14 protein-coding genes are annotated in these 16550 nt (G+C 44.6%); 11 read left to right on the forward strand and 3 right to left on the reverse strand.

The features are described 5' to 3' along the window. Nucleotides 1–7 precede the first annotated feature (7 nt). Together IFU39_RS14955 and IFU39_RS14960 are read left to right on the forward strand one after the other, a co-directional pair. Nucleotides 8–1303, forward strand: coding sequence for a hypothetical protein (locus IFU39_RS14955; protein WP_192133390.1), 1296 nt, complete (start codon nt 8–10; stop codon nt 1301–1303). Beyond that, complete coding sequence (locus IFU39_RS14960) at nt 1266–2486, forward strand: SIR2 family NAD-dependent protein deacylase (protein WP_192133392.1); 1221 nt, start codon at nt 1266–1268, stop codon at nt 2484–2486. The genes IFU39_RS14955 and IFU39_RS14960 overlap by 38 nt, the downstream gene beginning before the upstream one ends. A gap of 49 nt (nt 2487–2535) precedes the next feature. On the opposite strand, the gene IFU39_RS14965 is transcribed toward IFU39_RS14960, so the two are convergent. After that, nucleotides 2536–2751 (reverse strand): helix-turn-helix domain-containing protein, encoded by a 216-nt coding sequence (locus IFU39_RS14965; RefSeq protein ID WP_192133394.1) that lies wholly within the window; start codon nt 2749–2751, stop codon nt 2536–2538. A 109-nt stretch (nt 2752–2860) separates the two neighbouring features. On the opposite strand from IFU39_RS14965, the gene IFU39_RS14970 reads away from it, so the two are divergent. The 3 genes from IFU39_RS14970 to IFU39_RS14980 all read left to right on the forward strand — a co-directional run bounded on the left by IFU39_RS14970 (nt 2861) and on the right by IFU39_RS14980 (nt 5944). Continuing rightward, complete coding sequence (locus tag IFU39_RS14970) at nt 2861–3130, forward strand: hypothetical protein (protein WP_192133396.1); 270 nt, start codon at nt 2861–2863, stop codon at nt 3128–3130. A gap of 199 nt (nt 3131–3329) precedes the next feature. After that, nucleotides 3330–4367, forward strand: a complete 1038-nt coding sequence (locus tag IFU39_RS14975) for an ROK family protein (protein ID WP_192133398.1) — start codon at nt 3330–3332, stop codon at nt 4365–4367. Between the two features lie 377 nt (nt 4368–4744). Then, nucleotides 4745–5944 (forward strand): MFS transporter, encoded by a 1200-nt coding sequence (locus IFU39_RS14980; RefSeq protein ID WP_192133662.1) that lies wholly within the window; start codon nt 4745–4747, stop codon nt 5942–5944. A gap of 116 nt (nt 5945–6060) precedes the next feature. On the opposite strand, the gene IFU39_RS14985 is transcribed toward IFU39_RS14980, so the two are convergent. Further along, on the reverse strand, nt 6061–6666 hold the full coding sequence (locus IFU39_RS14985) for a DedA family protein (RefSeq protein ID WP_192133401.1): 606 nt from the start codon (nt 6664–6666) through the stop codon (nt 6061–6063). 431 nt (nt 6667–7097) lie between these two features. Here IFU39_RS14985 and IFU39_RS14990 point away from each other — a divergent pair, with 431 nt between their 5' ends. From IFU39_RS14990 to IFU39_RS15010, 5 genes are all read left to right on the forward strand, one after another. After that, on the forward strand, nt 7098–7400 hold the full coding sequence (locus tag IFU39_RS14990) for an AbrB/MazE/SpoVT family DNA-binding domain-containing protein (protein ID WP_017687001.1): 303 nt from the start codon (nt 7098–7100) through the stop codon (nt 7398–7400). Continuing rightward, nucleotides 7397–7732: a type II toxin-antitoxin system PemK/MazF family toxin gene (locus IFU39_RS14995; RefSeq protein WP_091013425.1), complete on the forward strand. Its 336-nt coding sequence runs from the start codon at nt 7397–7399 to the stop codon at nt 7730–7732. The genes IFU39_RS14990 and IFU39_RS14995 overlap by 4 nt, the downstream gene beginning before the upstream one ends. A gap of 238 nt (nt 7733–7970) precedes the next feature. Then, nucleotides 7971–11138, forward strand: a complete 3168-nt coding sequence (locus tag IFU39_RS15000) for a GNAT family N-acetyltransferase (protein WP_192133403.1) — start codon at nt 7971–7973, stop codon at nt 11136–11138. After that, the gene (locus IFU39_RS15005) at nt 11125–12003 is read left to right on the forward strand and encodes an amidohydrolase family protein (protein ID WP_192133404.1); all 879 of its coding nucleotides are present in this window, start codon (nt 11125–11127) and stop codon (nt 12001–12003) included. Before IFU39_RS15000 ends, IFU39_RS15005 begins: the two co-directional genes overlap by 14 nt. A gap of 269 nt (nt 12004–12272) precedes the next feature. Then, on the forward strand, nt 12273–13436 hold the full coding sequence (locus tag IFU39_RS15010) for an iron-containing alcohol dehydrogenase (RefSeq protein ID WP_192133406.1): 1164 nt from the start codon (nt 12273–12275) through the stop codon (nt 13434–13436). 134 nt (nt 13437–13570) lie between these two features. Here IFU39_RS15010 and IFU39_RS15015 read toward each other — a convergent pair whose 3' ends face one another. Beyond that, a complete protein-coding gene (locus IFU39_RS15015) occupies nt 13571–13993 on the reverse strand; it encodes a hypothetical protein (RefSeq protein WP_192133408.1) in 423 nt (140 codons plus the stop codon). A gap of 479 nt (nt 13994–14472) precedes the next feature. Here IFU39_RS15015 and IFU39_RS15020 point away from each other — a divergent pair, with 479 nt between their 5' ends. After that, nucleotides 14473–16530 (forward strand): methyl-accepting chemotaxis protein, encoded by a 2058-nt coding sequence (locus tag IFU39_RS15020; protein WP_192133410.1) that lies wholly within the window; start codon nt 14473–14475, stop codon nt 16528–16530. Nucleotides 16531–16550 lie beyond the last annotated feature (20 nt).

Genomic DNA, 16550 nt, shown 5'->3' on the forward strand with positions numbered 1-16550 from the left:
GCATTTTATGGAACCAGAGAAACTGTACATTTTTAATGGAAAAAAGTTTATTGACCATATTAAGCCTGCAAATTTTGTAAAAAGATTAAACACGGAGTTAAATATAAACGAAAATTCAGATGAGGGTTTCGCAGTTCTATACGAAAACCTGATTAATAATCATAGAAGTCGAAAGAAAGATTTTGATAAAATTTTTTTTGAAGAACTATTTTATGGTAGGCTCACTCATACTTATATTCATAAGATTGCTACAAAAACTCTTCATCCTAAAGAACTTTTCCTAAAAAGGGTTGAAAAGATTATTGATGGATTCAAAGCGAACGTCACGAATGAACTACATTCTTTTATGACGACACGAGGATTCTATATTATGGATTTGCTTCATGTAACAAGAACAGATGCTAGTTTTATGGCGGGATTTGATTACACTGAAAAAGAAGGTTTGATTGAAACAGTTAGGTTTCTTATTGGTCGGAACGTAATGAGAAAAAGAGTGCACAAGAATAAACCTAATGAAACTGTTCCTGAGTATTTACTAGCAGGAGTGGAAATAGACTTTAATAAGCAAAGTATTTTGGTACTGCATAAACATACAACTAATGTGCAAGATGAAGCAGATAATGAAAAAATGAATACTCCCTCAATCTTATATAATTTCATAATGGAGAAGGTAATTAACCCATTGGGTATTGAAATTGAATTTTCACAGGAAAAAGATCAGGAAGGGATGTCAACTTTCTGTAAGTTCTTGTTTAATAAGCTGATTGATGATGTTAGAACAGATTTGTATGAAAAATCGAGAGCTGAAATCAATAGATTTAGTACAAATGCAATAAGCTTGCTAAACGATTGTAAGAACCCGGTTACTGAATCCCAGCAAAAAGAGCTTGAAGCAAAAGTTTCAGCCCTTCTTTTGGGGATTTATATAATGAATAGCATTAATGAAAAAGAAATGAGTCTAAAAGCCAAGTCAATTGGTCTTCAAGGATATCCAACTAGGATCTCTTATAAAAATTCACGAGCAAATAAAAGTTCTACAGGAAATACAAGAGCAGATAAATCTATTGCTAATGCAGATACTCTATATAGTTTATTGACAGATTTCGAAAGTACCAAGTATTTAGAAAGTTGGTCTATGTCTTGGTTTACTGAACCTAATAAAGGTTCAAACATTGATACGATTCAGACTACTATAGAAGCGAAAAAAAAATATTTTAAAGTAATTTTTGGTGCTAAACGCCATTTGAATAAGGAGATCATCCACAATGTTATTGACAACCTTAATTCCTATAGAGTTTATTGACAACTCTATTCCAAAGATAATTAGATTTTTAGACGAAAATCAAGTCCATGGATTTAGTGATGACTTCATAAACGAGCATTTTGTTGAAGAACATTTCAAACAAATGATAATGTGGATCTTGGAACAAAGCTCCAAAACTATTTATTATACTTGTGATTTAGAGAACAATGAATTTGGCTACGTTTCAGAACAAGAAAATGAATCATGTAGTGTTTGTGGCGAACTGGTCACCAACAGACTTGCACATGATATAAGTAATTTATATACTTTACCTTCAGAAAATGTAGAAGCTTTAAAACAAAGCATTAAAGAATACCAACGGAAGAAATACTTTTATGCACCAACCTACGATAATCTTCAAGACTTAAAAGAGGAGCAAAAAAATCTTGTGCCGTTCATAGGGGCAGGGCTTTCAGTTCCATTAGGCCTGCCAAATTGGACTCAACTACTAAAAGAGTTGGCGCCAAAGTTTCCTGAGGAACATCAACGTTTAACATACTTAGAATATACAGAATCAGGTGATCTTCTTAAAGCATTGAGCTATTTAAAAGAAAAATCTACACGTTTGAATCGAGACGATCAAATAAAAGATAAAATTATTGAAATTATCAAAGCTTCAAAGAATAATGATGTACTTGTAACGGAACATAACATAGGGGATATACTAAAACTTAAAGCAAGCGTGTATATTACAACAAATTACGATCATTGTATAGAGGATTTTAGTTCCCAACAAAAAAGTTACTGTCCTCCATTATGTTTGCAAGATATCGACAATATGCCAAATCTTTTTAGTGCAACAGGGCAAGTTCTTCATATACACGGTCACATTACTAGAAAAGAAACGATGATAGTGACTGAGGAAGATTATGCTAAGCTATATGAAGAAAAGGATTTAATGGACAAGTTAAAAGTTATTCTGGCTAGTAGAACTTCTTTCTTTGTTGGCTTTTCTTTTAACGATAAGTTCTTCGAAGATATGTATGAAAAATTCCATGATGTGTTTAAAGGGCACCATTATATGGTGATAGCAAATCCTACTATTGAAGAAGTTAGAAGATATAATCGGGATAAAGATATTAGAGTAGTTGGGTTAAATCTTGGAAAGAACGAAGATGGTTCAACAAACTATAATGATTTTATCCCAGCATTCAGGACTCTTATTAATTATATTGTAGAATAAGGTTATGCTGACTGTTTATGCGTAATTGGATTCAAATAAGTTTAGAAATCTAAATTTCCCGAATCTCAATAATTTCCCTAATATCATTTATATCCAACGCTTCTGCAATCCGCTCAATATGGGCAAAATTGATATTCTCTCGTTTACCTGACTGCAACTCACTTAATGCAGCGTGACGGATATCAGACAATCGAGCCAGTTCGCGCAGCGAGATATTATGTTTTTCCGTGAGTTTATGAATATTAACAACGACTTTCTTTGCCATGCTTAATCACTCCTAAATTTTCCATATGGTCTTGACGTTACGCATGAGCGTACCATATACTTTTTGTATATCTGGTACTCTTATGCGTACCAATTTTAGGAGTGGTGACATGACAAGTACTAACAGCGAAGACCTCGCTTTGCAATACACACAACTCGTCCAACAGGAAGATGATTACGTAGACCAACTGGTCACATGCAACAAACTCATATTGGACGCCATAGACATTATCGCCAAGCGAGCAGGGGTGCTGCACATGGACACGGTGAAACAGGCTGCATATCACCTACATGCCATGGAACAGGATTTGAACCGAAAGTTATTTAAAGTTCGACTGGAGAAGAGCATCTTGGCAAATCAAATGAGCCAGTCTACATAAAACCACCTTAACAAAAGGACAGCGCAGGATCATATAAGATGATCCTGCGCTGTCCTTTTGCCTTTCCATCCAAACGTTTTCCGCCTTCAATTAAGCATTGACTTTCCTTCCAAATCCCCCTACACTTCAATTATTAAAATACTTTTAAAAACATTCGTTGAATGGTTCGAAATGAACGAAAGGAGGCATATAACTAACGATGTTACCTACATCACACAACACCCAACAGGTTAAGCGCATTAACGTTGAATTGGTGAAGAATACGCTCCGATCCATGGGCGTAGGCACAAAAGCTTCCATTGCGAACCTGACCAAACTCAGCGTTGCGACATGCGGCACGATCCTGAACGAATTACTCCAAACGGGTGAGATTATTGATCTGGGTCCGGATGAATCGAGCGGGGGAAGACCTGCAAGTCAGTATCAATTCAATGCGGACTACGCAAGCGTACTGTGCCTGATTATTCGAACAGATGGCGGCATTCACTCGATCACACATACATATGCCAATCTGAATGGAGAGATGGCGGATGAACACACACTCTTTTTGGATGAGATCAATGTAACGGTGGTAGAGGAGCTGATTGCAAATCTGATCGAACAACACCACAATGTGCAGGCGATTGGTATTGGCATACCTGGTGTGGCGCACAACGGCGTGATTGGAATTTGCGATGTACCGGAGCTGACGTATCAGCCGCTCGGGCCAAGGCTTAAGGAGCAATATGAAGACGTGGAAGTGGTCATTGGTAACGACATGAACCTGACGGTCTACGGACTTTACAACCAGCAGCAATTTGAGGAAGAGAAGAACTTCGCGGTGGTGACGTTTCCGGAGAATCATTTTCCGGGTGCAGGCTTTATCATTGATGGTCGTCCGCTGACGGGGAACACACAATTTGGCGGTGAGGTGTCCTTTTTACCTTTTGGCGTGTCACGGGAAGAGCAGCTGCGCATGTTGAAAACGGGGGAAGGGTTGCAGGAACTCGTCACAAAAACGCTGATCTCCATCATTGCGATTATTAACCCGGCAGCGATTGTCGTTACGGGCGATACAATGGACCCGGCTATGCGGAATGACCTGTTACAAGGCTGTCGGGATCACCTGATCCCACAGGAACATATGCCGGAGTTGATCATCCAAAGAGATACACGGCGAGAATATGTGACGGGGCTGGTAGCTGTTACGCTGGAGAGCCTGACCTACCGCATTCAGGTAATTGAGAAGCAGTGGTGAAGGAACTGAAAGTCAATCAGAAGGATGATTTCCTATCTGATCGAATAAAATTGTAGTAATCCTTTTATATAAAATGAACTATTTCATTAAACAGGTAACGGAGAGGACAGAAAAAACCTGAAAAAGCAAAGCGGTCGCCTAAAAGCTTTCTGAAAGAAAGCTACATCGGAAGCATACGCTTATCACCGGATTTTCCCTTTGGAGAAGGGGATTCAAAAAAAATCTGGGGATAACAGCGATTGGAAGGTTATTCTGTCATCGGAGTGTCCAAGTTAATGACCCTTGTTTCAACTTATATAGACACACTGGAGGAACTTATTTTGAATCAGCAAGCAGGTACACAAGGCCACAAACGAAAGTTCAACAAGCTGTACGCTATGCAACTGGCAACGATATTTCTGGGATTTATCGTATTTGGCATATCGGAAAATATTAAGGGCCCGGCCATTCCGCGCATTCAATTCGACTTCAATCTGGATGAGAAACAGCTTGGGACGTTATTGTCCCTGAATGCATTAGGGTACCTGATCGCCTGCTCCTTCACGGCTATTCTGGTTCGCAAATGGGGCATCAAGGCGGTTAGCATCATTTCGTTTGCATCGATGATCCTATCGGGTGTGTTCATTTATGTGTCTCATACCTATCCACTCTTTGCATCATCATACTTCTTCATGTACATCGGTAACGGCATGCTGGAGATTGCTTTGGCGATTCTGGGTGCCCGGATCTTTGTGAAAAACACAGGTACGATGATGAACCTGTCCCATTTCTTCTATGGGCTGAGTTCAACGGTGGCGCCTTTGCTGGCGACAGGGGTGATGTCGTTGAGTGTGTTCGGACATGTACTGGACTGGCGCGGCATGTATCTGGTGATGTTGTCACTTTGTTTGCTGCCAATCATTGCAGCGCTGCGCAGCAAATTCCCGGGGGACGATCTTCCTCATGAAGATCGGACCTCGCTTAAGACGTTAACACGTGATCCAGCCATCTGGCTGATGGTGCTCATTCTTTCTTTTGGCGTGGTATCGGAACTGGCGGTTGGGGGTTGGCTCGTTAACTTCCTGGAGAAAGCCTATACGTGGGACACGGTGAAAGCTTCGGGGTTACTGTCAGCATTCTTCCTCACGTTCTCGCTTGGACGTTTGCTGCTGGGCCCTCTAACAGACCGGATCGGATTTGTACTGTCGCTGATAATCTTCTCTGCGTTCTCAGCCATTTGTACGTTTATTGCGCTTGCCGGAGGAGAGAGTCTTGCATTCTTCTTTGCGGTATCCGGTGCAGGTATAGCGATGATCTATCCGACAGTTATGGCGTTTATCGCACGCAGATATCCAAACGGCAGTGACACGGCGATTACGTTCACGGTTACCTTGATGGGGGTTGGTAGTGTCATTGGTAACTATGTGATTGGCTGGGTCATTGAAGGTGTGAAGAATATATACGGTTCAACGACTCAGTTGGGACTGCTGCGCGGGCTTCAGGCGGGATATGGATTCATTGGATTATGTGCGGTGATCTGTGCGGTATCTGGTGTAGTGTTGTATGTGTATTTGAAAAGAAGGCAGGAACTGATATAGAAATCAATTGCAAAGATAAAAGCCCCATTGATCGCCATGATCGGTGGGGCTTTGCATATGAATATATGAGTAGATTAGTACGGTTTATCATCTATCACTAGTATCTTAACTAACTCCTATGACTTGTTCAAAGCCGCTCTTCTTTTCCAACGTTTCAAAAGCACGTACAATCCAAAAGCACCCAAGAAAACCACCGCTGCTGGAACGATATAAGGCTTAACAATCTCATCCACGTGCTCCCATTGAGAGCCCAATTTGAAGCCTAAGTAGATGTACAACGAGGTAATCGGAAGCATGGCCAAGAATGTAAAGAGACTGAATTTGAACACGTTCATCTTCGCCATTCCGCAAGGGATGGAGATCACGGTCCGAATGCCAGGTACAAAACGGCCATAGAAAGCGACCCCGCTGCCATATTTCTCGAAGAACGTATCGGAGGCGTCCAGATGATGAGGTTTAATCAAGAAATACTTGCCGTATTTTTCGACCATAGGTCTGCCGCCGTACCGTCCCAGGGCATATAACGTCAGAGGGCCAAACGTTCCGCCTACGGTACCAGCCAGGATAGCCAGCCACAGTTTCATATCTCCAAGGTACACCCAATATCCCGCCATGGGCAGCACGAGTTCAGCAGGTACGAATTCAAATGACAAGGCAATAACGAGACCTGCGTACGACAAGTCTTTGAAAAAAAGTATAAATTGCGTGATCCACTCCGTCATGCTTTCCCTCCACAAATCTATCTATTTTTTATAGTTTAGAAACACTCCTATACCAAGAGTAACAATAGCGAATAGAGCTTGTCAAAACTCACATGCATATCCGATTTAGCCCGTCACAGCGGGATATGTTAGGTCATACATAAGCAATATCTCATTCGACATGCGTTGAGCAGGCGGTCGGTCTTCGAACAAGATGAACTCCATATCACCCGGCCCCTGACACCAATATAACACTCTGAAAATGTTTCCAAATATAGCGTGATAAAACTATCACTAGCTTCTTCACCATCCTGTACATAAAGAGAAGGAGATCAGAACATGACCGAAACTTCGATTATCGACCAGATCCATATTATGGTTGAATACAATGTATCCTTTTATTGTTTCATGTATATCATATAGATATACAACTGTAGGGAGGTGAGGTATAATTGGAGCATCAATCAAACGAAAGGCGTGGGATTGCCATGACTACAGCCACACTTAGCAAATGGGGAAATAGCAGTGCAATTCGTATTCCTAACCAATTGCTTAAGCGTCTTAATCTGGAAGAAGGCTCGGAAATCGAGATTTTGGTGACAGAAGATAATGAATTGTTGTTGCGTCCAAAAACCAAGCCTGTAGAGTCCAATGAGGAACTTCGTAACCATCTAAAGACGTTGCTCTCTAAAGTGAAACAGGATACAAGACATGAAGAAATAGACTTTGGCACTGAAGGGAACGAGTTACTTTGATTATTCCCAAGCGAGGCGATCTGATATGGCTTGACTTTGATCCTCAAGCGGGTCATGAGCAAGCCGGGAGACGACCGGCTATTGTTCTATCGGAACTTGAATTCAATGAAATAACGGGTTTTGCCGTTGTATGTCCCATAACCAGCCAAGCCAAGGATTATCCTTTTGAAGTTACACTACCAGAAGACCTGCCATTTTCAGGTGTTGTTTTGACGGATCAGTTGAAGAGTCTTGATGTGCGGCAACGACGTATCCAAATTGCGGGGCATGCCGAACCAACCTCTGAATTTATGAAATCAGTTCTACGCAATGTCCGTTCTATATTGGCATGAATGAAAATTAGTAGCTGATCATATTCCTAAATCCACGTCTAACTAAAAGACGTGGATTTTTTCTTTCATATCTAAATAGCTTCGTCCATCCTTGACGCTTCGAATAAGAGCTTCCGAAAGGCACTTATAAGTTGATAAGAAAGATTTTTAATCCTCTGAAAATGCTTCCAATTATAGTATGATAAGACTATCACTAGCTTCTTCAACATCCTATACATACAGAGAAGGAGATCCGAACATGACCGTAACTTCGATTATCGATCAAATTCACATTATTGAATACGATCCCTCTTACGCTGCCGCACTCGCAGATATGTGGAACCGCAGTAATGAGAGCTGGGGAGGTGGCACCAACCTTAGAACAGAGGAAACGGTTCGCCGGGAGATGGAGAGTTCGTCCAATCTTCATGCTTTTCTAGCCGTTCATGGGAAAGAGGTAGTTGGCTTCTGCAGTTTTGCTCATTACCGCTATGACGAGAGAGCGTTATATGTACCGCTGCTTAACGTACGCCCCGACTATCACGGGTATAAGGTCGGACGCAACCTGATCCTGAATGCTGTGCGCAAGACCGTAGAGGCTGGATGGCCCCGTCTGGATCTGTTCACATGGGCAGGCAATACGAAGGCTGTACCGATGTACAAGAAGTGCGGATTCTTCTGGGAGAAAAAAGATGAGAATGTGCATCTGATGAATTTCATCCCCACCATCTTGCAGACCGAAGCACTCGCTCCATATTTCGAGGAGCTGGATTGGTATGCAGACAGCACGCGTGAACTTGTCGTCGAGCCGGATGGCCGACGGGAGCGTGGGTTTGATTTCTTTGACTATACGTGGAAAAAGGGAGAGGTCTCCCTGCGGGCTGAGTTTGAAAAGTCGGGCCGCGGGCTGACTGCCCTCGAAACACCGCATTACGAAATCTCCACAGAGGTCGATGATCATGATTTGGTTTTCGGTTCCAGCTACAAGGTTCGCTATCGCATTAAGAACACTTCTGCGTCCGATCTGGCGGTTGAGATCAAGGGCGAGGATAACAAAAATATTCGATTTGCGCTGGACGTTGTTCGAACAGTCGCTCCGGGAGAAACCATCATCGTGGAAGGTGAGTTTCACCTTGATCCGATTACAGAGGAACAGAATAACAATAAGACCCATCCCGTTGTTGCCAGCACATGGTTGATCGGTGGTAAGAAAGCGGAGTTCAGGTTAGGTATTGCCCCGAAATTCCCGGCCAAGATCAAGACTGTTTTGCCCGTGAAGGAGCTCTATCCAGGTATCCCGGCGGAGTTAATTCTGAATGTGGAAAATAATGTGGATGCAGAAACGGAGTTCAGCTTGGACCTGCCAGAGGATGAATTCCTTGAATGGGCGGAGCGTTCGGTGCGCTTTACGGTGCCAGCCAAAGGTAAAATGTCTGTGCCTGTGCCTTTCACCTTGCGTTCATATGGTCTCTATTCCCAAGAAGTAGAAGTGACAGCTGTCCCAGTGGGGAACCATGCGATCTCTTTTACAAGCAAAATTTCTGTCCTGATGAAGGGGATCGAGGGCAAATATGGCGGGCAGATTGAGGATCAATGGGTGGCCGTCAACGGTGCATTCTCCATTCATATGAGCAAGCAAGATAATAACATGTGGATTGAATATCCCGGTTCCCGTCATTCATTCTGGTGGACTTATCCGAAGCTGGGTAAGCCGTTTGCCGAAGAGTTATCCAAGAAACAAGCCAAAGAAGTGAATATTTATCCCGAAGGGGAGCGTCAGGTTCTTGAAGCACTGTATGACTCGGAGGACTTCCCGGGCTTACAGATTAAGTCCGTCGTCAAACTGTCTGCGAATGGAATCGCCGAATTCCACCACGAGGTGGAAAATACACGAGATACCGCCTGGGAAGAGGACCTGTTTCTAATGAATAACTTCGGGTTCTATGGTAACAGGTTGATCCTTCCTTATCAGGGGCGCTTCGTGGACATGGGCGATGATTATGCGGGTGATCCGAACCATTGGAATAGCTCACAGATTACGGAGAACTGGCTGTTCTGCAAAGAAGAGTATGGCGCGTGCGGCATCTATTGGGACCCTTCCCTGAAGCTGCTTCGTCCAGAATACACGCTGGGGTTGCAGCATGAGCTGGGACGTTTGGAGCCAGGGGCTGTAGCACGAACCAAGGAAACGGTGTTTGCTCTGAACACGTTTGCCAAATGGCATGATTTCCGTGCGTTTGCACGGAAACAGCGTAACCCGGTCATTCCATCGCTGGACAGTCATCTGGATCTGACACTCAGTGAGGGAAATCCATTTGCCCCGGATGTGCTGCAAGCAACCTTGACTGAACATAAACTGGTTCCGCTTGCGGGCAAGCTGGAGCTGTATGTACAGCAGGGTAGCGAACCGGAGGTTATGGTAAAAGCGAAGGAATTCAATCCGGAGCAGAGTCTAAACTCAGCCAAGCTGACATTTTCACCAGACGAAGTGGATCGCCACCAGCACGTGAGTGGCTGGAAAGTTCGTGGGCTATACCGGGGCGAAGATCGGATTCAGGAGCGAACGGCTCTTTGGTTCCCGCAGAGCGGAACAGAGGTGAAGCAGAAGATTGAAGAAGGTTCTTCGGGACCTGTATACACTGTAGACAATGGCGTATTGTCGATCGCCGTTGCTCCAGAATTCGGCAGTGTAGTACACTCACTGAAAGTTGCAGGCGAAGAATGGCTGGACAGCTCGTACCCTGAACCGGCTCCACGCTCGTGGTGGAATCCGTGGTACGGCGGGTTGGGAGTGGGAGTTCCGGGCATGAATGGTTTCAGCCGCCAGTTGGAACAGAGAGTCGCTTCCTGGACAGAGCAGAAGGATCAATACGGCAACGTCTGGAAGGGCATTAAGCTGACTACCCGGATTGAGAAGCATGAAGCAAATCGGGGAATCACGATCCACCAGCATTATCTGATGCTGCCGGGTGTTCCTGTGCTCTGCACGCTGCTTGCGGTGACAAACGAAAGTGGCCTGACGCTGACGGATTACTCGCTTGCGGAGGAACGTTTCCTCCAGCCTTCATCTGTATTTGCAGAAGGTTGGATCGAACAACCGGGCAAAGATCGATTCCCATTAGGCAAAGTAGATGTGGGCCTGCCACTGGAAGACCTTTTGCGAGTCGGATCGGTTTCGCGTAAGAACATGCTGCATGCGGTCCATCGTTACCCGAATCAGAGTGCATGGGCTTTTGCCAACAATCAGGTGACGGGTCTGCACGTGAATCATCATCTGACACTTCACCACGGGGAGACGGTCTGGACGGAGCCGACCTATCTGGTCCTGGGACCAATCCCGCTGAGTTCAGCGGATGTGCATGACCTTCTGAAACTGAATTTTGTAACTTCTACCGATGAAAAGGAGGCTTCACATGTCGATCATTGATATTCACATTCATCTGTCGGACATCGACAGCTTTCACCGAACAGCGATCGATCTGTCCAAAGTGGATTACTCAGCCGCAGGTCTTAAGGCGGAATTCGATAAAAACGACGTCATTCTGGGCATTGGAATGGGGGTTACGGAGCAGACGAAGGGAGCGTTCCCGGATTCCAGTTCCCCTAACCCGATGGGGCTTGATTTGGAAGTGAAGGTTCCGTCATTCCTCATGGAATGCGTGGGCATTAATCCCAATGCGCTGGATGGAAAAAATGCTCAGGACGAGCTCGACCGGATTGAAGCTAGACTGCAATCCCCTGAGGTAGCCGGAATCAAACTCTATGCCGGATACTATCATCACTATGTGTATGACAAAATCTATACCCCTGTCTATGAACTTGCAGCCAAGTACAACCTGCCTGTCGTGATTCATACAGGAGACACGTACTCCATGAACGGGCTGCTCAAGTATTCGCATCCACTGACCGTGGATGAATTGGCCTTTCAGCAACGTGGCGTGAACTTCATGATCTGTCATCTGGGTGATCCCTGGGTGATGGATGCAGCTGAAGTGGTGGCGAAGAATCCGAACGTGTATGCGGATCTGTCCGGTCTGGTGGTGGGGGATCGGCCTCATTTTGAACGCTTCATGAACGAGCCTTTGTTCATGGATCATTTCCGCCGGGCCTTGGTCTATTCAGATCATTACGAGAAAATGCTGTTTGGCACGGATTGGCCGCTTGCTCCTATCGACCTGTATGCCGAATTTGTCCGTCGACTTGTACCGGAACAGCATCATGATAAGGTGTTCTACGAGAATGCCTTTGGGCTGTTTCCACGTATTGGACAGCGGATTGCCGATCTGGGTTAAAAGGGAAGTAATGAAACTTTAATGTATGAGGGGATATCATCCGTGTATGTCATTCAAGAAAGCATGCGATGTTCACGCTGAATTTCTGCCGTATAAGCTCCTGCCATTTCGCTGGCAGGAGCTGTTTGGTTTCAGGAATACCGTATCTATCTCTGAGAGACTCCATGCTCATCTGTTATCTCCTTCTTGCCTGTATTTGTTTTTACGAATAAAGAGAACTATAATGGTGGATGCACAAAATTTAAGACTTTTTTGGAGGAACATACGTAATGAGATCTTTTCAGTTTTATAATCCGACCCGGCTGATTTTTGGCAAAGGGCAACTTCAAGCACTACAAACCGAAGTTCCAAAATACGGAAAGCGTATTTTGCTTGTATATGGTGGTGGAAGCATCAAGCGCAGCGGGCTGTACGATCAGGTAATCAGCCAGTTGAATGAAATCGGGGCAGAGGTGACGGAATTGGCTGGTGTAGAACCGAACCCTCGTCTGTCTACGGTTCATAAGGGTGTAGAACTATGCAGAACACATCATATTGATCTCGTTCTTGCGGTTGGCGGCGGCAGTGTACTTGACTGTGGTAAAGCCATCGCAGTAGGAGCCAAATACGATGGTGACATGTGGGATGTTGTTGTGCGCGAAGCAACTCCGCAAGGCGGACTTCCACTGGGTACAATTCTGACGATGGCAGCAACAGGTTCCGAGATGAATAACGGTTCAGTGATTACGAATCAGGATACGCAGGAGAAATGGGCATGGTTCAGCGAGTATTCATTCCCAGCGTTCTCCATTCTTGATCCGGAGTACACATACACCGTACCACTGGATCAGACGGTATACGGTATGGTGGACATGATGTCTCATGTGTTTGAACATTATTTCCATCTGGATACCAATACACCGGTTCAGCTTGGATTCTGTGAGACGATTCTTCGTACCGTCATTGATACTGCCCCTCGTCTGATCAAAGATCCGGAAAACTATGAACTGCGCGAAACCATTCTCTACTGTGGAACAATGGCGCTTAATGATGTTCTGAATATGGGGCTTGCTGGAGACTGGGCATCTCACAATATAGAACATGCTGTGTCAGCCGTGTATGACATTCCTCATGGGGGTGGCCTCGCCATACTGTTCCCACACTGGATGAAGCATAATCTGGATGTGGATGTAGATCGATTCAAACGTATGGCTGTAAATGTATTTGATATCAATCCTAATGGAAAGTCAGACAAACAAGTGGCTGAAGAAGGCATCGAAGCCCTGCGTAATTTCTGGACTTCGATCGGTGCTCCTAGCCGTCTGGCTGACTATGACATCGACGATAGTCAGATTGACGCGATGGCTGATAAAGCGATGCGATTCGGCCCGTTCGGATTCTTCCAAAAATTGCAGCGTGAAGATGTCGTGCAAATCTATCAAGCCGCACTGTAATTGGAAATTCACTTATATAGTGAATGTAATAAACAAGGACCTTCCTGTACGACTGAGGAAAGTCCTTGTTTTTATTTTAACATCATCTATTGTACCTTCAACGGTATATTCCAGATTCATATCTTGCGAGCACTTTAAGATTGTTCAACCGCTTCATCATTGCCACCAGTATACATCCGTTTCAGATACAACTTGCTTGGACGGTGCAAGAGCACGATGAGCAGGGCGAAGAGATGAATCAGGATAAACAGGTTACTTTCATTGGAAATAGCAACAAGTAGCGCCAAACTTAGAAATGTGACGGTGAGCTTGAACTTTCTCTTGGTAATGAATATAACGGCGAGCAGGCTTGGTCCAATCATAAACAACATTCTGCCTACGATTACGCCAGAGGCGTAAGCCAGATCATCTCCTTTGCGTGAGAAAGCAAGATAGGCCTCCATATTCTGGTTAAAATCGATGAGGAACACAATAAAGGACACCATCACGTAGATCAATTTTACACTCAATAAAATGCGCACGACATTTAAAAGTGTGGGTAAAGCTGTTTTTACCATACCACTACTCCTCTTCTACTTCGAACCTATAACCTCAGATTCTCCTGGTTGTCATCTCGCGAAGGAGCTTCCTGCTTCAGATACACCTTGCTGGGCTTGTGGAGCAACAGACAGAGCAACATGAAGATGTGAAACTAGACATGGAAATTCTGAAAGAACACAATGTCAAACAATAGAGCCTGGCTCATGAACGTAATGGTTAGCTTATAGCTTCGTCTTGTGATCCATACGATGGTCAGAACCGGGGGACGATATGTATTACAGACATTGACCGATGTCATATTTTGTATTAACCCAAAGTCTACATTTTCCAATCGTCAACACCGGCCTTGGACCTACAGTTATCCGCTTCATAAGAATAAGGAAAATATTTTTGAAAGCGCTTTCTGCACTGGACGTTTATTTAATAACAACCGATATAAAGTTATCCCATATTATATGGGGCCCAACAAGAATGAGGATGGATGGTGAATGTATTCATGTTATCTGCAAAAGCGAGGCAACGCTTGACCAACATGTCTTTTCGGTTCAAATTGCCAATGATGATCAGTATTCTGGTCTGCATCGTACTGGCCGTGACGGCTGTGCTGTGTTACAAAGTGGCAGAAGAGATCACACTGGACAAAAGCAAGGATGAGATCCAGTCAACTTCTGACCGGATTGGAGCAGGTTTATTTACTTCACTAAGTCTGGAGGAGCAGTCCACGTTTCTAATCACAACACATCGGACATTCCAAGACTTACTGGAGATTCGAGATACAGCAGGACAGAGTGATGACGCGTTTTTTTCGGAAAATAGCGAACTGGTGAACAAGGCCAATGGCATATTGGCAGATAGCCTGACAGGAATGGAGGGCAGTAGCGTTCTAATTCTCCTGGATCGGGAAGGCGTTGTGGTTGCAGCAAACAATCCCGAAGTGGTCGGTGGGGAACGTGCCAAACGCACGTATTTTCAGCAGGCACTTCAAGGGCACAACTATGTCAGCGAAGGTGTGATCTCTGAATCTCTTGGAACGCTGGGGACCGTCTTTGCAATGCCGATCTACGGTGATAACAAGGAAGTGAAAGGCGTGCTTGCGACGACTGCCTCGACCTCATTTTTCGTCAATCAGTTACAGAACGTCAAGATTAACGAAGAAGGAAAAGTTATTATTCTGGATCGTTTAGGCCTGGTTATTTTTAATTCAGCAGATGAGAAAATGATTGGTCAGAAGATGGATTCCTCTGAGTATCAGTCGCTGATTGATCTGCCTGCCAATGAGAAGTTGCAACAAGGGGAGGCGAGCACGGAGGAAAAAGTAGTGTTCTATTCCAAAATTCCGAAATCCGATTGGACTGTCATTGTGGAGGATACGTATGAAGATGTGAAGAAGCCGCTGACAGGGATGGCGAATCAAATGTACATTGTTCTGTTCAGTGCTATTGCGGTGTCGATCATTGCAGGCATTCTGATCTCGCAACTGGTAACCAGACCGATTAGCCGAATCACACTGTTGTTCAAACAGTTGGCTGGAGGAGATCTTACGGTACAGGCACAAGGGAAGTATAGTGGGGAATTTAAAGTATTGGCAGATAGCTTCAACACGATGGCCGAGGGGAACAAACAACTGATCTCCAGCATGAACCATTCCATCGGCATCCTGAAAACAAGTACATCCGAGCTGGAAAAGTCCACTCAGCAAACCTCGACCACTATTGCTGAAACAACGACAACAGCCTTTGAGATTTCACGAGCTATGGAGTCCCAGGCGAACGATACCGAATCCATTGTTGATAAATTCATGAATGTCGGCAACAAGATTGAGAACGTGAATGAGATGTCGCAGTCCGTTATGCTCAAGGCAGATGAAATTACGGATGCATTCAAAAATAATCATGAAGTTATTGATGCGCTCATTGCGGTAAACGGGCAGAACGAGATCGAAGTTGGCAACATCTCCAAAATTACAGTGCAACTCGCTGAAAGCTCCTCGGGCATTCACCAGATTACAGGTACCATTGCCGAAATTGCGAATCAGACGAAATTACTTGCGTTGAATGCTTCCATTGAGGCTGCAAGAGCGGGTGAGCAAGGGCGCGGCTTCGCCGTGGTTGCTTCCGAGATTCGCAAGCTGGCAGAGCAGACGACAGCGCAATCGGAGGATATCAACCGAATTGTCATGCAGACAATTAATCACGTGGAGCAGAATAACCGAAGTGTTCAGGCTATTGAGGAGATTGCGGAGCAGCATAAGAGCAGTGTTAGCCAGACCAAGGAGACATTCAATTTTGTCACTGAGAATATGAATGAGATGATGAGCCAGGTTCAGGCTATTGCTACTGAGATCGAATCTATTGAACGTGATAAGGATGACGTCATTGGAGCTGCACAGAATCTGTCCGCTTCTGGTGAAGAAGTATCCGCGTCTGTGGAAGAAGTCACAGCGACGATGCAGGAGCAGTCCGGTATGACAGAACACTTGGCGGATATGGTGCAGAGAATTGATGGACTGACCAAAGAACTTGCCGAGGAATCATCCCGCTTCAAAATAAAGTAGCATAGCAGCCAACTGCGTAG

This window comes from Paenibacillus sp. CFBP 13594 (assembly GCF_014842675.1).
Lineage (GTDB): Bacteria > Bacillota > Bacilli > Paenibacillales > Paenibacillaceae > Paenibacillus > Paenibacillus amylolyticus_B.